General features: G+C 60.2%; 15 protein-coding genes. 9 read left to right on the forward strand and 6 right to left on the reverse strand.

Annotated elements, in window-relative coordinates:
• Nucleotides 1-42: 42 nt before the first annotated feature.
• The gene (gene pdxY, locus DCO47_RS00845; RefSeq protein ID WP_116657230.1) at nt 43-915 is read left to right on the forward strand and encodes a pyridoxal kinase PdxY; all 873 of its coding nucleotides are present in this window, start codon (nt 43-45) and stop codon (nt 913-915) included.
• Nucleotides 916-1,022: 107 nt separating this feature from the next.
• On the opposite strand, the gene DCO47_RS00850 is transcribed toward pdxY, so the two are convergent.
• Complete coding sequence (locus DCO47_RS00850) at nt 1,023-1,505, reverse strand: acyl-CoA thioesterase (RefSeq protein ID WP_016772447.1); 483 nt, start codon at nt 1,503-1,505, stop codon at nt 1,023-1,025.
• A gap of 279 nt (nt 1,506-1,784) precedes the next feature.
• On the opposite strand from DCO47_RS00850, the gene DCO47_RS00855 reads away from it, so the two are divergent.
• Nucleotides 1,785-3,548, forward strand: coding sequence for a cation:proton antiporter (locus DCO47_RS00855; RefSeq protein WP_083353860.1), 1,764 nt, complete (start codon nt 1,785-1,787; stop codon nt 3,546-3,548).
• A 21-nt stretch (nt 3,549-3,569) separates the two neighbouring features.
• Here the strand turns inward: DCO47_RS00855 and DCO47_RS00860 are convergent, their stop codons facing one another.
• From DCO47_RS00860 to uvrD, 3 genes are all read right to left on the reverse strand, one after another.
• Nucleotides 3,570-3,977 carry an SMI1/KNR4 family protein gene (locus DCO47_RS00860; RefSeq protein WP_038359443.1) on the reverse strand — a complete coding sequence of 136 codons (408 nt, stop codon included), beginning with the start codon at nt 3,975-3,977 and terminating at the stop codon, nt 3,570-3,572.
• A gap of 135 nt (nt 3,978-4,112) precedes the next feature.
• Nucleotides 4,113-4,988 (reverse strand): Tim44 domain-containing protein, encoded by an 876-nt coding sequence (locus DCO47_RS00865; RefSeq protein ID WP_016772449.1) that lies wholly within the window; start codon nt 4,986-4,988, stop codon nt 4,113-4,115.
• A gap of 296 nt (nt 4,989-5,284) precedes the next feature.
• A complete protein-coding gene (gene uvrD / locus DCO47_RS00875; RefSeq protein WP_064365169.1) occupies nt 5,285-7,468 on the reverse strand; it encodes a DNA helicase II in 2,184 nt (727 codons plus the stop codon).
• 257 nt (nt 7,469-7,725) lie between these two features.
• On the opposite strand from uvrD, the gene DCO47_RS00880 reads away from it, so the two are divergent.
• The 3 genes from DCO47_RS00880 (at nt 7,726) to DCO47_RS00890 (ending at nt 11,925) form a co-directional block, all read left to right on the forward strand.
• Nucleotides 7,726-10,599 carry a GGDEF domain-containing phosphodiesterase gene (locus tag DCO47_RS00880; protein WP_116657232.1) on the forward strand — a complete coding sequence of 958 codons (2,874 nt, stop codon included), beginning with the start codon at nt 7,726-7,728 and terminating at the stop codon, nt 10,597-10,599.
• 127 nt (nt 10,600-10,726) lie between these two features.
• Complete coding sequence (gene hexR / locus DCO47_RS00885) at nt 10,727-11,593, forward strand: transcriptional regulator HexR (RefSeq protein WP_007962240.1); 867 nt, start codon at nt 10,727-10,729, stop codon at nt 11,591-11,593.
• 128 nt (nt 11,594-11,721) lie between these two features.
• Complete coding sequence (locus tag DCO47_RS00890; protein WP_080769340.1) at nt 11,722-11,925, forward strand: PA3496 family putative envelope integrity protein; 204 nt, start codon at nt 11,722-11,724, stop codon at nt 11,923-11,925.
• Here the strand turns inward: DCO47_RS00890 and DCO47_RS00895 are convergent.
• Entirely contained in the window at nt 11,867-12,829 is a 963-nt protein-coding gene (locus DCO47_RS00895) for a LysR family transcriptional regulator (RefSeq protein WP_064365166.1), read from the reverse strand. The genes DCO47_RS00890 and DCO47_RS00895 overlap by 59 nt on opposite strands.
• Before the next feature lie 190 nt (nt 12,830-13,019).
• On the opposite strand from DCO47_RS00895, the gene DCO47_RS00900 reads away from it, so the two are divergent.
• Together DCO47_RS00900 and oadA are read left to right on the forward strand one after the other, a co-directional pair.
• The gene (locus tag DCO47_RS00900; RefSeq protein WP_024014853.1) at nt 13,020-14,435 is read left to right on the forward strand and encodes an acetyl-CoA carboxylase biotin carboxylase subunit; all 1,416 of its coding nucleotides are present in this window, start codon (nt 13,020-13,022) and stop codon (nt 14,433-14,435) included.
• Between the two features lie 10 nt (nt 14,436-14,445).
• Complete coding sequence (gene oadA, locus DCO47_RS00905; RefSeq protein WP_116657233.1) at nt 14,446-16,254, forward strand: sodium-extruding oxaloacetate decarboxylase subunit alpha; 1,809 nt, start codon at nt 14,446-14,448, stop codon at nt 16,252-16,254.
• A 194-nt stretch (nt 16,255-16,448) separates the two neighbouring features.
• Here oadA and DCO47_RS00910 read toward each other — a convergent pair whose 3' ends face one another.
• On the reverse strand, nt 16,449-18,644 hold the full coding sequence (locus DCO47_RS00910) for an autotransporter outer membrane beta-barrel domain-containing protein (protein ID WP_116657234.1): 2,196 nt from the start codon (nt 18,642-18,644) through the stop codon (nt 16,449-16,451).
• Nucleotides 18,645-19,013: 369 nt separating this feature from the next.
• Here DCO47_RS00910 and DCO47_RS00915 point away from each other — a divergent pair, with 369 nt between their 5' ends.
• Both DCO47_RS00915 and DCO47_RS00920 read left to right on the forward strand, forming a co-directional pair.
• Nucleotides 19,014-20,363, forward strand: a complete 1,350-nt coding sequence (locus DCO47_RS00915; protein ID WP_116657235.1) for a HipA domain-containing protein — start codon at nt 19,014-19,016, stop codon at nt 20,361-20,363.
• Nucleotides 20,360-20,638, forward strand: a complete 279-nt coding sequence (locus DCO47_RS00920) for a helix-turn-helix domain-containing protein (protein ID WP_024014849.1) — start codon at nt 20,360-20,362, stop codon at nt 20,636-20,638. The genes DCO47_RS00915 and DCO47_RS00920 overlap by 4 nt, the downstream gene beginning before the upstream one ends.
• Nucleotides 20,639-20,646 lie beyond the last annotated feature (8 nt).

A 20,646-nucleotide genomic window follows, 5' to 3' on the forward strand; every position in this document is an offset into this window, starting at 1 on the left:
ACTGCGCGGCTTGAATTTCAATCGTTTTACGGAATGACCCGAATGAAACGTACGCCTCATCTGCTCGCCATCCAGTCCCACGTGGTGTTTGGCCACGCCGGCAACAGCGCTGCGGTTTTTCCGATGCAGCGCGTCGGGGTCAATGTCTGGCCGCTCAACACCGTGCAGTTTTCCAACCACACCCAGTATGGTCAGTGGGCTGGTGAAGTGCTGGCGCCGCAGCAGATTCCCGAACTGATCGAAGGCATCGCCGCGATTGGCGAGCTGGGCAACTGCGACGCGGTGCTGTCCGGCTATCTCGGCAGCGCCGCGCAGGGCCGGGCGATTCTCAGCGGTGTGGCGCGGATCAAAGCAGTCAATCCGAAGATGCTGTACCTGTGTGATCCGGTCATGGGCCATCCCGAGAAGGGTTGCAGTGTGCCAAGCGAGGTCAGCGATTTCCTCCTCGATGAGGCCGCAGCTGTGGCTGACATCATGTGCCCGAACCAGTTGGAGCTGGACAGTTTTTCCGGGCGCAAGCCGCAGTCGTTGTTTGATTGTCTGGCGATGGCCCGGGTACTGCTGGCGCGCGGGCCGAAAGCGGTACTGGTCAAGCATCTGGATTACCCGGGCAAACCGGCGGATGGCTTTGAAATGTTGTTGGTGACGGCTGAGGGCAGTTGGCATTTGCGCCGTCCATTGCTGGCGTTTCCGCGTCAGCCGGTGGGCGTGGGCGATCTGACATCCGGCCTGTTCCTGGCGCGGATACTGCTGGGCGACACGCTGTTGGCGGCATTCGAATTCACTGCAGCGGCGGTGCATGAGGTGTTGCTGGAAACCCAGGCGTGCGCCAGTTACGAGCTGCAACTGGTGCGGGCGCAGGACCGGATTGCGCATCCGCGGGTGAAGTTCGAGGCGACAGCGATCAGTCTCTAAGAGCTAGTCGTCTGTATTCGCGAGCAGGCTCGCTCCCACAGGAAGAATGCATTCCCAATGTGGGAGCGAGCCTGCTCGCGAAAGCGATCAATCGAGCGCTCTCCATTTCAAGCGTCGCCCTTGATCTCCTGATAACGCTTCTCCAGCTCCTGACGAATCTGCCGACGCTGTTGCGCCTGCATGAAGCGGCGCTTGTCTTCGCTGTTCTGCGGTTGCAGCGGCGGTACGGCGGCCGGTTTGCGCTGGTCGTCCACGGCGACCATGGTGAAGAAGCAGCTGTTGGTATGGCGCACCGAGCGTTCGCGGATGTTTTCCGTGACCACTTTGATGCCGACTTCCATCGACGTGTTGCCGGTGTAGTTGACCGAGGCGAGGAAGGTCACCAGTTCGCCGACATGAATCGGCTCGCGGAAAATCACCTGATCAACCGACAGTGTCACCACGTAGCGCCCGGCATAACGGCTGGCGCAGGCGTAGGCCACTTCGTCGAGGTATTTGAGCAGGGTGCCGCCGTGGACATTGCCAGAGAAGTTGGCCATGTCGGGGGTCATCAGTACCGTCATCGACAGCTGGGCGTTTCCGGGTTCCATAACGTTCTCACGGGTCAAGGCTGATGGCTGGAAGCGCCTCTGCGGACGCTTGGTGGCTTTTCAGAAAGCACCGTTATCGGGACGCCAGGCAACGCGCCGCCGTCACGCCGGTAGCGATCTGTTTCCATATATTGCACCGGCTTCCAGAGCGAAGTCGCGGTGTTAACCTGCAAAAGCCCTGCCCAAGGGCAATTCCCACATCTAAAGCGGATTTTTAACCTGCTCGCGCGGACTTTTCTGACGTCTGCCTGCGACTGTCGTGATCAAGGAGCCCACGCCATGCATGCCATCAGTTTTATTCAGGATCTGGCAGTGATCATGCTGGTCGCAGGTGTGGTCACCGTGCTGTTCCACCGTTTCAAGCAACCGGTGGTGCTCGGCTACATCGTCGCCGGGTTCATCATCGGCCCGCACACACCACCGTTCGGCCTGATCCACGACGAAGAAACCATCAAGACCCTGGCCGAACTCGGGGTGATTTTCCTGATGTTCTGTCTCGGTCTGGAGTTCAGCCTGCGCAAGTTGTTCAAGGTCGGGGCCACAGCGTTTATTGCCGCGTTCCTCGAAATCATTTTGATGATCTGGATCGGCTACGAGATTGGCCGCTGGTTCGACTGGAACACCATGGATTCGCTGTTCCTTGGCGCGATTCTGGCGATTTCCTCAACCACCATCATCGTCAAAGCCCTCAACGATCTGAAGATGAAGAACGAGCGCTTCGCGCAGTTGATCTTCGGGGTATTGATCGTCGAGGACATCCTCGGCATCGGCATCATTGCGCTGCTGTCGAGCATCGCGGTCAGCGGCACGGTGAGCTCGGGCGAAGTGTTCTCCACGGTCGGCAAACTGTCGCTGTTCATGATCGTCGCGCTGGTCATCGGCATCCTCCTGGTGCCGCGTCTGTTGGCGTATGTAGCGAAATTCGAAAGCAACGAGATGCTGCTGATCACTGTGCTTGGCTTGTGTTTCGGCTTCTGCCTGCTGGTGGTCAAGCTCGAATACAGCATGGTCCTCGGCGCCTTCCTGATCGGCGCGATCATGGCTGAGTCGCGACAGCTGCTGAAAATCGAGCGCCTGGTCGAGCCGGTTCGTGACTTGTTCAGTGCGATCTTTTTCGTCGCGATCGGGCTGATGCTCGACCCGCTGATTCTCATCGAATACGCCTGGCCGATCGCGGTGATCACCGTCGCCGTGGTGCTGGGCAAGATGTTGTCCTGCGGCCTCGGAGCATTTATCGCTGGCAACGATGGACGGACCTCGCTGCGGGTCGGCATGGGCCTGTCACAGATTGGCGAATTTTCCTTCATCATCGCCGCGCTGGGCATGACCTTGCAGGTGACCAGCAACTTCCTCTATCCGGTCGCGGTGGCCGTGTCCGTGATCACCACGCTGCTGACGCCGTACTTGATTCGCGCGGCGGATCCGCTGTCGATCAAGCTCTCGGCAGCCGTGCCCAAGCGTCTCGGCCGGGTGCTCGGCATGTATGGCGAATGGTTGCGCAGCATTCAGCCGCAAGGCGAGGGCGCTATGCTGGCGTCGATGATCCGGCGGATTCTGTTGCAGGTCGGGGTCAATCTGGCGCTGGTGATTGCGATCTTCTTCGCCGGCGCGTATTTCGCCGAGCGCATGTCGTTGTGGCTGCAGGACTGGATCAGCGATCCGAGCTGGCAGAAGGCGTTGATCTGGGGCGGGGCGCTGTTGGTTTCGCTGCCATTCCTGATCGCCGCATATCGCAAGCTCAAAGCGCTGTCGATGCTACTGGCGGAGATGGGCGTCAAGCCGGAGATGGCCGGGCGTCACACGCAGCGAGTGCGACGGGTGATCGCCGAAGTGATCCCGATTCTCTCGCTGCTGGTGATTTTCCTGCTGTTGGCGGCGTTGTCGGCCAGTATCCTGCCGACCAACAAGCTGCTGGTGCTGATCGCCGTAGTCGCCGCTGCGGTAGCGGCGCTGCTCTGGCGCTGGTTCATCCGCGTGCACACGCGCATGCAGGTGGCCCTGCTGGAAACCCTCGACAACCACAACGAGTCGTCGGGGCACTGACCACCCGGGGCGTCTGGCGGATCAGCTCTCCAGCCAGACGTCCCGCGCCCAGTGCCATACCGATTCCCAGGTTTCCTCGGCGATCAATTCTTCTTCGGCCTGCCACAGCACCACGGTGCCATCTTCTTCGACACAGTAGTAGTCGTCGCCGTCCTGACAGATCGGGATCAAGCTGCGATCAACGCCTACATCCCACGCATTGGCCGCGACGTCCGGCAAATAGGTGTGTGACTGCGGGTCGGTGACCGTCACGGGTTCGAGGCTGCCATAGACCACATCGCTGACGGTCAGCAAAAATTCCTTGAAGACAAAAGGAATGTCGATGAACAGTTGTTCTTCGATTTCCACCAGCAGGTCTTCGTCAGGCAATTCCAAAGGAACCGGCACGGGTTCGTTGGCTTCGCGCAGTTGTTCGATAATTTCTTCCACGTCCGGGATCCTCTTGCTTGAATGGCGCGGTTTATATGGGCCGGTTTATACAGTAGCTCGCTACAGATGCAACCGTGAAATGAAAAACCCCGGCCGGGGCCGGGGTCTGTTACCGCAAGTGAAGCGCAGCAGGGATCAGCCGTTCTGGCGGATACCGGCGACCAGCCAAGGCTGGTTGTCGCCCTGCGGACGTTCCATGTTCCAGCTCTCGCTGAACACTTCGCCCTGGTCGAAACGCGAGGTTTTCGACACGCCGGTGAAGGTCAGAGTGGCGATGGTCTTGTCGGCACGATCGTCGACGCCGTCCAGCTGCACCTGCAGATTGTCGATGTAGGTCGACTGGAAGCCGTCGCCCAGATCGGCACGCTCACGCTTGAGGAACTCGAGCATTTGCGGGGTCACGAACTCGGCGATCTTGTCCATTTCGTTGGCGTCCCAGTGCTGCTGCAGCGACTGGAAGTGGCTGCGTGCGGCTTCAAGGAAGCGCTCTTCGTTGAACCAGGCCGGTGCGTTGATCACCGGACGGGCGGCAGCCGGAGCAGCCGAACCACCGAAGATCGAACCCATGGCGGCTGGCTTCTGCTCGAACACTTCACGCTGCATCGGCGCGCCGGCCGGAGCGAATTGCTCCTGCTGCTTGCGACGACGGGCGGCAATGAAGCGGAAGATCACGAACGCGATCAGCGCCATGATCAGGATGTCGAAGATCTGCATGCCCTGGAAGCCGTCGCCCATGAACATCGACGCGAGCAAGCCACCGGCGGCGATGCCCGCCAGAGGGCCGAGCCAGCGAGAAGCACCGCCGGCCTTGGCCGCGGCGCCAGCAGCACCGGCAGCGCCAGCGGTCGCTGCTGCACCGCCCACGCCTGGAGAAGAAGGAGCCATCTGGCTGGTCTGGTGCGTCGGCGCAGCGCCGGCGCTTTTGCCACCACCAAAGCGCTTGGCGTTGGCGTCGAGGCTCATCGTCAGGCCGATGCACAACGCCATGGCGATGCTAAGAAAACGTTTCATAAAGGGTATTCCCGTTTTGTGGAGACACGCGCGCCATGTTGCACAGCTGAAGTGTTACTGGCTAGCGAGAGAGTGTTTCGGGCTTTTGCCTGACAGGTTGCGTTCAGCTTGGCGAGGCAATCAGCCGATGTACTTTTGTCTGTAGGAAAAGGCGATAGGTTCAGAGGGATTGTGGGTCAGAACACCGAACCCTGTGGGAGCGAGCCTGCTCGCGAAAGCTGCACCGCGGTGTATCAGATCAACCGCGTTGATTTCATTCGCGAGCAGGCGCGCTCCCACAAAAAAACAAACCGGGGTCAGATGGCTTCCAGCTTGGCATAGCCGAGCATCAGCCATTTGCTGCCTTCGCTGAAGTTCACCTGGACTCGGGCCTGGGCGCCGGAACCTTCGAAGTTGAGGATCACCCCTTCGCCGAAGATCGAATGACGTACGGCCTGACCCAGCACAAAACCGGTTTCCGGGATCTCGCTGCCGCTGAACAGATTGCTGCCGCTCATCGACTGGTTGCCGCCGAACGGTCGGCTGACGCTATTGGACAGACGCACTTCCTGAATCAGGCCTTTCGGCACCTCGCGTACGAAACGCGACACCTTGTTGTAGGTTTCGCTGCCGTACAGACGCCGGGTTTCCGCGTAGGTCATCACCAGATTCTGCATGGCCCGAGTGATACCGACGTAGGCCAGACGCCGTTCTTCTTCAAGACGCCCGGGCTCTTCCAGGCTCATCTTGTGCGGGAACAGGCCTTCTTCCATGCCCACCAGGAACACGTAAGGGAATTCCAGACCTTTGGCGCTGTGCAGGGTCATCAGCTGAACGCTGTCTTCGTGCTCGTCGGCCTGAGTGTCGCCGGCCTCCAGCGATGCGTGGCCGAGGAATGCCGCCAGTGGCGTCAGCTCTTCGTCCTCTTCGGTGTTCTCGAAGTTGCGCGCGGCGCTGACCAGTTCCTCAAGGTTTTCCACTCGAGCCTGACCTTTTTCACCTTTTTCCGCTTCGTGATAGGCGATCAGGCCGGACTGCTCGATGACGGTTTGCGTCATCAGGTGCAGCGGCATCTCGGCGCACTTGGCGGCGAGGTTCTCGATCAGCTCGATGAATGCACCGAGCGCACTGGCGGCGCGGCCGGTCAGGCCTTTGTTGGCGACCAGTTGGCGCATCGCTTCCCACATCGATACATCGCTGTGTCGCGCGTGCTCGCGGATCGCTTCGACGGTTTTCTCGCCGATGCCACGGGCCGGCACGTTGATCACCCGTTCCAGCGCCGCATCGTTGCCGCGACCTTCAAGCAAGCGCAGGTAGGCCATGGCGTTCTTGATTTCCGCGCGTTCGAAGAAGCGCTGCCCGCCATAGATGCGGTACGGAATCCGCTCGCGCAGCAGGGCTTCTTCGAGCACTCGCGACTGGGCGTTGGAGCGGTACAGAATCGCGATATCGCTACGGGCCAGGCCGGTTTTCAGCGCACTTTCGATGGTTTCGACCACGTAGCGTGCTTCGTCGTGTTCGTTGAACGCCGCGTACAGGTTGATCGCTTCGCCGTCGCCGCCGTCGGTCCACAGCTCTTTGCCCAGGCGCCCGGTGTTGTTGGCGATCAAGGCGTTGGCGGCTTTGAGGATGCCGGCGGTGGAGCGGTAGTTCTGCTCCAGGCGAATCGTCTCGGAATCCGGAAAATCCGAAGAATACTGATGGATGTTTTCAATCTTCGCGCCGCGCCAGCCGTAAATCGACTGATCGTCGTCGCCCACCACCATCAGGCTGTCACCGCCCTTGCCGAGCAGGCGCAACCATGCGTACTGCACGGCGTTGGTGTCCTGGAACTCGTCGACCAGAATATGACGGAAGCGCTTTTGATAGTGGGCCAGCAGGCCCGGATGATCACGCCACAGGTCGAGGGCGCGCAGCAGCAGCTCGGAGAAATCGATCACGCCGGCACGCAGGCACGCCGCCTCGTAGGCTTCGTAGATGCCGCGCATGGTGGCGAGGAACAGGTCGCCGCTGGCCTGAATGTGTTGCGGTCGCAGACCTTCGTCTTTCTGGCCGTTGATGAACCACTGCGCCTGACGCGCCGGCCAGCGTTGCTCATCCAGACCCAGTTCGCGGATCACCCGCTTGACCAGACGCTGCTGGTCATCGCTGTCGAGAATCTGAAAGGTCTGGCTCAGGCCCGCTTCCTGCCAGTGCGCCCGCAGCAAGCGGTGCGCGAGGCCGTGGAAGGTGCCGACCCACATGCCGGCCGGGTTGATGCCCAGCAACTGCTCGATGCGATGACGCATCTCGGCAGCGGCCTTGTTGGTGAAGGTCACCGACAGGATGGAGTGAGGCGAGGCGTTCTCGACCTGGATCAACCAGGCGATACGGTGCACCAGCACTCGGGTTTTACCGGAACCGGCGCCGGCCAGGACCAACTGACGGCCAACGGGGGCCGCTACGGCCTGGCGTTGGGCATCGTTGAGGGAGTTCAGCAGAAGGGAGAGATCATCGCGCATCGGGGCATTCTAGGGTGCGCCGCGGGCCCGGGCAAACCGCGCGTTGCATTAGCCGATGAAAGTGCTGCCGAGGACGACCGGTCGGTCATTGGCTGCAGGCTTCGGCCTGTCTCGCCTGGGGGGTGGCAGCGGGGCGTTGGCGGCGGAAATTTTCCCTGCAATTGTGATCGGCAGCAGTTTGGCAACGGGGTCGGCTTGTGTATGCTCCGTCCACGTTTCGGGCGCACGCCCTCCTTATAAGAACAAGAACGTTGCCCATGACCCTCAGCGCCGAACTGTCGGGGCCCTCCGTGGACCCTCGGGTGATCCGCAAGCACTATGCCGTCGAAATGGCGGTGGAGCGCACGCGTCTGCTGTATCAGGGCTCGTTGTTGCCCACGCTGTTCATGTTGATCAATGGTCTGGTCTGCGCCGCTTTGCTCTGGAGCCCGCAGCGCTACTTCGTGGTCAGCGTCTGGCTGGTGTGGCTGCTGTCGCTGGTCGCGCTGCGGGTGATTCAGGTGGCCGCGTTCGATTCGGCGATTCCCGATCGCCAGGCCCGGCCGATCTGGTTTCGCATGTTTCTGCTCGGTTCGACCATGACCGGTCTGACTTTGGCCGGTGCCGGCATCGCCCTCGTTCCCGCCGACAATTTCATTCAGCAGGCCTGGGTATTCGGCCTGATCGGCGCGGCAACGCTGTCGGCCAGTGTCGCCTACGCCGTGAGCCTGCCGGCGTTCCTGTCGTTTACCTTGCCCTGTCTGCTGCCAGCGATCGGCTACCTGTTCTGGGGCGGCGACGATCAGGCACGGGGCTGGGGCTGGCTGGGGTTGATCCTGCTCGGTTCGCTGAGCGTGGTCGCGTGGCAGGTCAATCGGCTGATCGATCGCGGTTTGCTCCGGCGTTTCCAGAACCAGCACCTGATCGAGCACCTTCAGCAAGCACAGGCCCGCAGCGAACAACTCAATCAGGAACTGGGCAAAGAGATCGAGCAGCGCCGCTGTGCCGAAGCCCGGTTGCGTGAAGCGCAGGTTGATCTCGAAGATCGCGTGGCCCAGCGCAGCCGCGAACTGGATGCAGCCAACCAGGCCTTGAGCAAAAGCGAAGCGCGGTTGGCGCTGGCACTGAAGGCCAGTGAGCTCGGCTTATGGGACTGGAATCTGCAGACCGACGAAGTCCACCACACGCAGGTTCAGGAACTGTTCGGCCTCGCCCCGGAATACGTGACTGCGCTTCTGCGCGATCTGAAACCGCGACTGCACCCCGAAGACGTGCCGTCACTCCAGTTCGCGCTGGTCGAGCATTTGAAGGGGCGCACCGAGGATTATCAGGTCGAATATCGCTTGCGCCACGGCGACGGCCACTGGGTGTGGATCGAGGACCGCGGCCGCGCCGTCGAGCGCAGCGCCAGCGGCCGGGTGATCCGCATGGTCGGTACCCGCCGCGATATCAGCGCCGGCAAAAGCCTCGAAGAGCAGCAACGGCTGGCGGCGACGGTGTTCGAGGCGGCCAGCGAAGGCATCGTGATTCTCGATCCTGACTACGCGTTGATTGCGATCAATCAGGCTTTCAGCCGGGTTACCGGTTACGAGATCGACGACATGCTCGGGCGCAACGTTGTCGAGTTGCCGTGCAGCCGCGATGCCCGTCGTCACTACGTGGCGATCCGGCATGCGCTGGAGCAGCACGGCAACTGGCAGGGCGAACTGGTGGAAACCCGCAAGAACGGCGAGTTGTACCCGCAATGGTTGCAGCTCAATGCGGTGCGCGACAGCCGCGGCAATGTCAGCCATATCGTTGGTTTCTTTGCCGATCTCTCGGCGCGGCGGGCGTCGGAAGAACGTTTGCGCTATCTGACCCATTACGACGAGCTCACCGGTCTGGCCAACCGTTCGCTGTTCCGCGAGCGCCTGCATGAAGCCCATCAGCGGGTTCGCCAGGGCGGGCGCCGCAGTCTGGCGTTGCTGCACATCAATCTGGATCGTTTCAAATTGCTCAATGACAGCCTTGGTCATGAAGTCGCCGATCAGTTGCTGCAGAAGATGGCGCGCCGGCTGGTCAATGCCTTGCCGGAGGCCGACACCATTGCGCGCTTGTCGGGAGACGAGTTTGCCGTGCTGTTCGATGCCTACGGCAATCTGTCGAGCCTGGCCCGGGTGGCGACACGGTTGTCGGCCAAGCTGCGTTTGCCGCTGAGTGTTGACGGGCATGAGCTGGTGGTGAGTGCCTCGATGGGCATCAGTCTGTTGCCCGACAACGCGCGGGAGATCTCGACGCTGGTCAGCCAGTCGAACATGGCCATGCAACATGCCAAACATCTGGGCGGCAACAACTTCCAGTTCTACACCGACAGCCTGCAAGCCAGCACACTCGAGCGTTTGCAGCTGGAAAACCACTTGCGCCGAGCCATTGAAGAAGGGCAACTGACGGTGTTCTACCAACCGAAACTGTGCCTGCAAAGCGGTCGTTTGAATGCTGCCGAGGCGCTGGTGCGCTGGGATCATCCGAGCATGGGCCAGGTGCCGCCGGCGGATTTCATCGGCCTCGCCGAAGAGACCGGGCTGATCGGCCCGATCGGCGAATTCGTCCTGCGTCAGGCGTGCTGGCAAGCGTGCGAATGGCAGCGTCAGGGCCTGGCGCCGATCCGCGTGTCGGTGAACCTGTCGGTGCATCAGCTGCGCCAGGGCAAACTGGTCAGCCTGGTTCGGCAGGTGCTGGAAGAAACCGGGCTGGCGCCGCACTGCCTTGAGCTCGAGCTGACCGAAAGCCATTTGCTCGACAGCGTCGAACACATCATTGCGACGTTCCAGCAACTGCGCGATCTGGGGGTGAAACTGGCGATCGATGATTTCGGTACGGGGTATTCGTCGCTCAGTTATCTCAAGCGTATTCCGGTGGATTACGTGAAGATCGATCAGGCGTTCATTCGCGGCTTGAGCGCGGGCAGTGCGGACGCTGCGATCACTCGCGCGATCATCGCCATGGCGCACGGGCTGGCCCTGAAAGTCGTGGCCGAGGGCGTCGAGCGGCAGGATCAGCTGGAATTTCTCCGCGTCGAGCGCTGCGACGAGGTGCAGGGTTATCTGATCAGCCGGCCGGTGGACGCTGCCAGTCTGGCCGGGCTTTTGCGCGATCAGGAAAATCCGCAGTAAGGGCTACATGCACCTCAGCAGGCCTGATACAGGGACATTGAGTTACGCATTGAGCAGGCAAAATGCCCATTCATGTAGTATAACTACAAGCTTGCTACATCCTTGCCCACAAGAAGAGTCCAGCCCCTTGAATCTGCTGCAACACATCGCCCAGTCACGTCACCTGTTACGCAAGTCGGAGCTCAAGGTCGCCGACCACGTGCTGCTTGACCCTGCGGCAGTGATGCACAGTTCCATGGCCGACCTTGCTCACAGCGTCGGCATCAGCGAGCCGACCATCGTGCGCTTCTGCCGCGCCATCGGTTGTTCCGGCTTTCAGGATCTCAAATTGAAATTGGCTCAGAGTCTGGCCGCCGGTGCCAGCTTCGGTCAGTTCGCCATCCACGAAGACGACTCCGTCGCCGACTACAGCCTGAAGATTTTCGACACCACGCTGCACACCTTGATGGAAGTGCGCGAGAAACTCGACCCGGTGGAGTTGCAACGCGCAGTCACGCTGATGTCCCAGGCGCAACGCGTCGAGTTCTACGGTTTCGGTGCCTCGGGCGCGGTGGCGGCGGATGCGCAGCACAAGTTCTTCCGCTTGCTGCTGACCGCAGCGGCGTATTCCGATCCGCACATGCAGGCGATGTCGGCGGTAACGCTGAAGCCCACCGACGTGGCGATCTGTATTTCCCAGTCGGGGCGTTCCAAGGATCTGCTGATCACCGCCAACCTCGTTCGCGAGAGCGGGGCGTCGCTGATCACCTTGTGCCCGAGTCAGACGCCATTGGCGGAGTTGTCGACGGTGAACCTGGCGATCGATGTGCACGAAGACACCGAAATCTATACACCGCTGACCTCGCGCATCGCTCACCTGGTGGTGATCGACGTGCTGGCGATGGGCGTGGCCATGGCGCGCGGACCGAGCCTGGTCAATCACCTCAAGAGCGTGAAGCGCAGTCTGCGCAGTTTGCGCTTGTCGCCCAAGGCTGTGAAAGCGCTGGACGATTAAGATCAAAAGATCGTCCGATCGCGGCCCGAGCCTTCGGACGATCTTTCGCTTTTTGACGGAAACTTTCATCAAACCGTCATCCCCCACGCCTATCGTGAAACTCCCGTACTCGCCTTGGGAGAATCGAAATGGCTCAGCCCTACGAAGAACGCAACAGCGCCGCGAAAACCCGTCGTCAGCAGGAAGATCAGCGCCGCATGGAATTCCGCCGTGCGATTGAAGATCGCTTCGAACTTCGCCAGCTTCAAGCCGAGATCGGCGATTTTCCCGAGATCACTCACTGGCAGGCAGCGCCCGCAGCTTCCCGTCGAAACGCTCAACCAACGCAATAATCTGCGCCCGCTCGCTGCGGATAAATGCCAGGAACGCATGCGCAACCGGTGACAACCGTTTGGCTTTGGCTTGCACCAGACACCAACTGCGCATCAGCGGCAACTCTTCGACCGGCAGCTCGACCAGGCCGCCGGTCGCCAGCTCCAGGTTCAGGGCGTGGCGCGTCAACAGCGCCAGGCCCAGACCCGCCAGCACGCATTCGCGCTGAGCTTCGGCGGACGCCACTTCCTGGGTCTGGGTGAAGTGCACGCGCTTTTCCTTGAAGTATTCCTCGCAGGCCAGGCGCGTACCCGAGCCCGGCTCGCGGATCAGCAGCGTGTACGGTTCCAGATCCTGCAAGCGCAGCGGGCCGGTGTGCGCCAGCGGATGATCCGGGCGTGCCACGGCGACGATCGGATTGTTGAGAAACGGTAGAAATTCCAGGCCCATGTCCTGTGGCACCATCGCCATGATCACCAGATCATCGCGGTTGTCCGAGAGGCGGCGGATGACCTGGCCACGGTTGACCACGGTCAGCTGCAAATTGACTTCCGGATGCTGACGCTTGAACGCGGCGAACAGGTGCGGTACGAAATATTTGGCACTGGACTCCACCGCCAGTTTCAACTGACCCTGCAGCGACCCCTGCATGTCCGACAGCTGCATATCGAGGTTTTCCAGCCGTCCGAAAATGTCGCGGCTGGCGCGCTGAAGCGCTTCCGCCGCCTCGGTCATATAGAGTTTTTTACCGACATAATCGAACAACGGCTGGCCAATCAGCTCTTCGAGCTGACGAATCTGTAGGCTTACGGCCGGTTGTGTGAGAGACATTTCCTCGGCTGCGCGGCTGTAGGAACGTAAATCGCACACCTCATTGAAGATCTGCAGTTGACGCAATGTCATACGCATCAATGACTTACGCATAGGGTTCGGGCTCGGTCGGCGGGCAGATGTTTCAACTATAAGTGTTTACTTATGCCTGACCCAATTTTTATTCATTTTTGTTAATCCCTTGGCAGCGCTAGTGTGGTCCTGCGACCGAATTGAAACATTTGGTCACGCGTCGACCTGGGTCTAGCAGGTCGTGGTGCCACCGGCTCAAGGGAACCTCCAAGTGATAAAAAAGATCCTGATCGCCAACCGTGGTGAGATTGCCGTACGAATCGTGCGAGCCTGCGCCGAAATGGGCATTCGCTCGGTTGCGATTTTCTCCGACGCCGATCGCCATGCGTTGCATGTGAAGCGTGCGGACGAGGCCCACAGCGTCGGAGCCGAGCCGCTGGCCGGCTACCTGAACCCGCGCAAGCTGGTGAACCTGGCGGTGGAAACCGGCTGTGATGCGCTGCACCCCGGCTACGGTTTCCTTTCGGAAAACGCCGAGCTGGCGGAAATCTGCGCCGAGCGCGGCATCAAATTCATTGGCCCGTCGGCGGAAGTCATCCGGCGCATGGGCGACAAGACCGAAGCGCGGCGCAGCATGATCAAGGCCGGCGTACCGGTGACGCCCGGCACCGAAGGCAATGTCTCCGGCATCGAAGAAGCCCTGGTCGAAGGTGACCGCATCGGCTATCCGGTGATGCTCAAGGCCACCTCCGGTGGTGGCGGGCGCGGTATCCGTCGCTGCAACAGCCGCGAAGAACTCGAACAGAACTTCCCCCGTGTCATATCCGAGGCCACCAAGGCGTTCGGTTCGGCGGAAGTGTTCCTGGAAAAATGCATCGTCAATCCCAAGCACATCGAAGCGCAGATCCTCGGCGACAGCTTCGGCAACGTCGTGCACCTGTTCGAGCGTGACTGCTCGATCCAGCGCCGCAACCAGAAGCTGATCGAGATCGCACCGAGCCCACAGCTGACCCCGGAGCAGCGCGCGTACATCGGCGACCTGTCGGTACGTGCGGCCAAGGCTGTGGGTTACGAGAACGCCGGCACCGTGGAGTTCCTGCTCGCCGAGGGCGAGGTGTACTTCATGGAGATGAACACGCGGGTTCAGGTGGAGCACACCATCACCGAAGAAATCACCGGCATCGACATCGTTCGCGAACAGATTCGCATCGCTTCCGGCCTGCCGCTATCGGTGAAGCAGGAAGACATTCAGCACCGTGGTTTCGCCTTGCAGTTCCGGATCAACGCCGAAGACCCGAAGAACAATTTTCTGCCGAGCTTCGGCAAGATCACCCGCTACTACGCTCCCGGCGGCCCGGGCGTGCGCACCGACACGGCGATCTATACCGGGTACACGATTCCACCGTTCTACGACTCGATGTGCCTGAAGCTGGTGGTCTGGGCGCTGACCTGGGAAGAAGCGATGGACCGGGGCCTGCGTGCCCTCGACGACATGCGCCTGCAGGGCGTGAAGACCACCGCCGCGTACTACCAGGAAATCCTGCGCAACCCGGAATTCCGTAGCGGCCAGTTCAATACCAGCTTCGTTGAAAGCCACCCGGAACTGACCAACTACTCGATCAAGCGCAAACCCGAAGAGCTGGCCCTGGCCATCGCCGCCGCCATCGCCGCCCACGCAGGCCTGTGAGGAATCAAGAATGAGCAAGAAGATCTTTGTCACCGACACCATCCTGCGCGACGCTCACCAATCGCTGCTCGCCACCCGCATGCGCACCGAAGACATGCTGCCGATTTGCGACAAGCTCGACAAGGTCGGCTACTGGTCGCTGGAATGCTGGGGCGGGGCGACGTTTGACGCCTGCGTACGTTTCCTCAAGGAAGACCCGTGGGAGCGCCTGCGCCAATTGCGCGCCGCGCTGCCCAATACCCGTCTGCAAATGCTTCTGCGCGGGCAGAACCTGCTCGGCTATCGTCACTACAGCGATGACGTGGTCAAAGCCTTCGTCGCCAAGGCCGCGGTAAACGGTATTGACGTGTTCCGCATCTTCGATGCAATGAACGATGTGCGTAACCTGCGCGTTGCCATCGAAGCAGTGAAAGCTGCCGGCAAACATGCGCAAGGCACCATCGCCTACACCACCAGCCCGGTGCACACCATCGAGGCTTTCGTCACCCAGGCCAAGCAAATGGAATCCATGGGCTGCGACTCGGTGGCGATCAAGGACATGGCCGGTCTGCTCACTCCATACGCCACCGGTGAACTGGTGCGTGCTTTGAAAGCCGAACAGTCGCTGCCGGTGTTCATCCACTCCCACGATACTGCTGGCCTGGCCGCCATGTGCCAGCTCAAGGCGATCGAAAATGGTGCCGATCATATCGACACCGCAATCTCCAGCTTCGCCTCGGGCACCAGCCACCCGGGCACCGAGTCGATGGTCGCCGCGCTCAAAGGCACCGAATACGACACCGGCCTGAATCTGGAGCTGCTCCAGGAAATCGGCCTGTACTTCTATGCCGTGCGAAAGAAGTACCACCAGTTCGAAAGCGAATTCACCGCCGTCGACACTCGTGTGCAGGTCAACCAGGTGCCGGGCGGGATGATCTCCAACCTCGCCAACCAGTTGAAAGAGCAGGGCGCCCTGAACCGCATGGGCGAAGTGCTCGCAGAAATTCCGCGCGTACGTGAAGACCTCGGCTTCCCGCCGCTGGTGACCCCGACTTCACAGATCGTCGGCACCCAGGCGTTCTTCAACGTACTGGCCGGCGAGCGCTACAAGACCATCACCAACGAGGTGAAGCTGTATCTGCAGGGCGGCTACGGCAAGGCACCGGGCGTCGTGAATGAAAAACTCCGGCGTCAGGCGATCGGCAGCGAAGACGTCATCGACGTACGTCCGGCCGATCTGCTCAAGCCGGAAATGACCAAGCTGCGTGCCGATATCGGCGCACTGGCCAAGTCCGAAGAAGACGTACTGACCTTCGCCATGTTCCCGGACATCGGCCGCAAGTTCCTCGAAGAACGTGCCGCCGGCACCCTCACCCCGGAAGTGCTGCTGCCTATTCCGGAAGCGGGCGCCGTGGCCTCGGCGAGCGGCGAAGGCGTGCCGACCGAGTTTGTCATCGACGTCCACGGTGAAACCTATCGCGTCGACATCACCGGCGTCGGCGTCAAGGCTGAGGGCAAGCGCCACTTCTATCTGTCCATCGACGGCATGCCGGAAGAAGTGGTGTTCGAACCGCTCAATGAATTTGTCAGCGGCGGCAGCAGCAAACGCAAACAGGCCTCGGCGCCGGGCCATGTCAGCACCACCATGCCGGGCAACATCGTCGATGTGCTGGTCAAGGAGGGCGATACCGTCAAGGCAGGCCAGGCGGTACTGATCACCGAAGCGATGAAGATGGAGACCGAAGTCCAGGCTGCCATTGCCGGCAAAGTCACCGCGATCCATGTGGCCAAGGGCGACCGGGTCAACCCGGGCGAAATCCTTATCGAGATCGAAGGCTGAGATAACGGCCGCGATCCAACGCTTTAAACCTCGGGGGGGCATGTGCTCCCCTTTTTTTGCCTGTGATTTACCGCGATGACGAAGATCCCTTGTAGGAGTGAGCCTGCTCGCGATGGGGCCGTGTCAGTCAATGATTGCTCGTCTGACACACTGCTATCGCGAGCAGGCTCACTCCTACACAGGAACGCGCTCCGTCAGAACGCCATGCGCCATTGGCCCGCCACGCCATACGTTCGGCTGTCATTACCCAGCTCACCGGTTAAGCCCACGCCCAGCGTGTGCGCCGCCGACAGGCCAAGATCGAGCCCCGCATCCACCGACAGACTGTTCCGGTCCAGCGCCGCGCCGGTCACTTCGAAACGCTTGCCGCCCTTGCGCAGTTGCTGGCGGGTGTCGCTGTCGATGTCGCCGAAGGTATGTTTCCAGCCTGCGCTCAATCGCGGCGTCAGGCGCATGCCGTTATCCAGCGTGTTGACCTGCGCAAGCCGTAGACCGAAGGTGCTGCTGAAGTTGTCGCGGGTCTGCCCATAAACTTTCAGCGCTGCGTCGCCACCTTTCTCGTTATAGCTGTCGCGTTGATAACGTTGATAGCCGAGGCTGGCGTAGGGTTCGAGGGTTACGCTGTCGCGGCCCAAATTGAACCCGGCTTCGGCGAATGCCTGCTGAGTATTGGCGTCGTAGTTGCCCTTCAGACGATCGCTGAAACCCTTGAACGCGACCCGTCGTGTGCTGCTACCGTCATGGCTGGCGTAGGTGGCGCCGAGACGCAACGACAGTGGGCCGTCCTGACGCACGGCGTAGGCGCCCAAGTGCCAACTGTCGAGATCGCCGTCGTACTGGCGAGCATCCAGTTTCGTCTGTGATTTGCCGCCGAGCAGGCCGACGTGCCACTGCTCGTCGAGTCGCCAGTCAGCGCCCACGACCAGACCTTGCGTGGAGTGTTGGAGGATGCCGTCACCGTCCCGATCAACCTTGCCGCCGTTACCCAGCGCTTGAATCCACACCCGCCCGGAGTCTCCGCTGCCTGCGGCCTGACCCGGTGAACTGCGCGATCCGTCCGTTGCGCCGGGACGGTTGTCCAGTTGCCGCATCGCCGAGAGCATGCTCGCACTGACCGGTGTGACACTGTTCAGAGTGGCTTTGGCGAGGTTGGCATTGCTGCCGGCAGCGAGTTGGTCGAGCGCGATAGGCGCGGTGGTTTTATCGCTGGTCAGCAGTGCGGCTACAGCGGCGTTAGCAGGCTTTGTAAGTTCAGGCACAGGCTGGGCGGCGGCTTCGCTGGTTTGCGCAGTCACGATTTCGTTTAGTGTCGATGATCCCACCAATGCGGAGTCTTCAATCAAGTTCGCAACTGAGGTCGGGACCGGCGCTGGAGCTGCGATCACCGCTGTCAGTGAGGCGGGAGCAGGCGTTGGCGATATGGGTGTTGAGATCGGGTCGGGCTCTGGCTCGATGATACTGCCTGCAAGCGCGCCTGCATTTTCGGTAGGCGCGAGGCTTTCAAGCGCTACGTCATTGCGAGCGTACGTCAGTGCAACCGATTTCTTGTTGTATTGAGCCGTGGCCGTCATATACGCCAGATCATTCTCGATCCTGCCAAACTCGCCTTTCACCTCACGGGCTTCGATGATTTTGTACTGGCTGCTCTGCGGAAATTCACCCGCAGCTGCGACGACCTTGAGGGTGGCGCCGTCAAGCTGGGCTGTGCCATCAACCTTGATTGTAGGGCTACCGGTGGGTGTGACCTCGTAAGCCAGTTCGGCACCAGGCGCCAAATGCAAATTGCCTTTTACTCGGGGAGCGCCAAGCGCTGCATTGACGGTGAGCAGCCCACCCACCTCAAGATTTGCCACCGTGCCTTTACCGGCGAAACTGCCGCCATTCTGTACATACACATCACCCTTGATGCTGCCGAGGTTGGTCAGCGCTCCGCCACTATTGACCATAACGCCTTCATGAAAATCACCTTTGGGACTCAGCGTCCAGTCTCCTTGGGCGACGAATAATCCATTGAAGTTGCGTGTGTCGCTCAACGTGCCGCCGTTCGCAGCATCCAGGAACAGCACATTGTCGCCCTTGCCCCCATCCAGTCGGCCAGTGAAGCTCGCGCCGTCTTTAAGGGTAATCAAGTCGTTGACGTCAGTACCCTTGAATACAGTTTCCGGTGTAATGAAGGTAATCGGAACCGTGCTTGCGGCGTTGAGAAAACCCTGGAGCCGTTCCAACGCCTGTTGCTTGGGGCGGGTTTCGAGCTGCTCTATCGTTTCCACGCTTTGAGGCTGCTCGATTGCTTCGCTGGATTGCTCGGCATTAGCCAGCGCTACGCCACCCAGCGCCAGTGAAATAGCCAGAGCCAGGTGTTTTGGTGCGAATAGGTGTTGAGTGGGCATGAGGTTCGATTTCCGTATCGAGAAAACCCAACTCTATTGCTGCCCGAAAAAAACCGATGTCGGCTGCTTCCCCCAGCCACGCAGGCGACGTCGGATCGTTTTGTGGAAAATCCTCACTGGCTTTCGCAAACAATTCTTTTGCGCGGCGCCAGTTGTTCTTTTTCCTACAGCTTTCGCTTGAAGAAGGCATTTTTATCCGCGTGATGTTAAATGCTTTTCTGCATTATTTTGCACTTAGTAAGTCAATAGCGAGGGCTGATGTGCATTTTGTTGCAGATTCACAGCGTGTTTAGCTGCAAGAATGCACTATATTGCAATTATCGAAGATTTCGCTTTTTTGAAACGCATTAAAATGCACACGGAATCAACATGTATAACCTGACACTCCAGATCTTCACCGCCGGGCAATGGCACGACGCGATGACTCTCGACTTCGATGATCCGGAAAAAGGCTTTGAAAGCCGCTGCAGTTTTGGCTATGAAGCGGACTATCTGGTGGAAAACATCGAGTTGATCGGGTCGCCTTTTTCCCAAGCCGTGAGTGCCCTGTATCCGCTGGATTGGGAAGGTCGGCGCGCGAAGACACCAGCCTTTGTCCACGACATCGCACCGGCAGGCGCAGCCAAGCGGTTTCTGCTCGCCCGCCTGGGTCAGGAAAGACCCGCCGAGATCAGCGCCGATCTGTTTCTGCTGGGCCGCAGAACACCGGCTCCCATTGGCAACATGCGAATAAAGGAATCGGCGGAAGCAGTCGATGAGAGGAAGCCGATCGGATTCAAGCGCGAAGAGGTCATTAGCCGCGACAACCGCTTTCTTGAATATGCCTACGAGCTGGGCGCGGCCATCGGTGGCGCGACGGGGGCAGGTGGTGAAGCTCCGAAGCTATTACTGGCAGAGAACAGCGCCGGGCTTCTGTATCCCGACGCGGTATTGGACGATGAAGAAGTGCGACAGCACTGGTTCGTGAAATTCGCCAGAAACAGGGGCGGGCAGACCGATCAGGACATCCTGCGCAGCGAATTCCATTACTACAAAGCGCTGCAGACATTGGGCATCGAAACGGTCGCGGCAGAAGGCCTGGCCTTGGAAGAGGCGAACAAACCGAGTTTGTGGATGCGGCGTTTTGATCGACAAGTGGAAGATGGGGCGGTGTCGCGTTTTGCCGTCGAATCGATTTATTCGCTGGCTGAAGTGACGACGCCTGGCAGCGCCATGAATCATCTGGACGCGATCCGCATGCTCGCCGGGCTATGGCGCAAAGCGGGTCAGGCCAGCCAGATTCCCGGCCTCGTCGCCGATTACCTGCGTCGCGACCTGATCAATAAAATCCTCGGAAACTCCGATAACCACGGTCGTAACACGGCGATCATCCGGCAAGAGAACGCTTTCCAACTCGCGCCTATTTATGACCTCGCCCCGATGGTCATGGATGACGAAGGCGTGACGCGTACGACCAAATGGACAAAAGAGTTGGAGCGGGCGGGCGATGTCGATTGGCGAGGTGTCTGCCGCGTATTGGCCGATAGCGCAGATCCGCACGATTCGTTGGCGGGGCTGGATGCCTCTGCGCTGTTCGAAGGCCTGCGCGCGGATGCCCGCCGTCTGGCCGCACTGCCGGATATTCTTGCGGCCAGCGGTTTGCCCGCCAGAACCATGAATCACCCGAGCGTTCACCTGAAAAACCTCGAGCAACGTTTGAAAGAGTGGGACCTGCAATGAGTCTGACCGTCCTCGAGCGCACGGCGCTCATCGAAAGCATTCAGCAATCACTGGCCGAAGGCACTCTGGAAATCGGTGACGCCGTGCGCCGTTTACGGGTCGAAGTCACCGGTCTGCATCAGACCCAGTTTGCGAAAATGTGCAAGATTTCAGTGCGCACGCTGGTGCATATCGAACATGGCGAAGGCAACCAGACATTGAAGTCGCTGAACGCGGTGTTCCGCCCATTCGGCATGAAAATGGGTGTTGTGCGAATACGCCGGGACACCGTTTAAAACCTGCG

Source organism: Pseudomonas sp. NDM, from assembly GCF_003105095.1.
In the GTDB taxonomy this organism is placed as follows: Bacteria; Pseudomonadota; Gammaproteobacteria; order Pseudomonadales; family Pseudomonadaceae; genus Aquipseudomonas; species Aquipseudomonas moraviensis_A.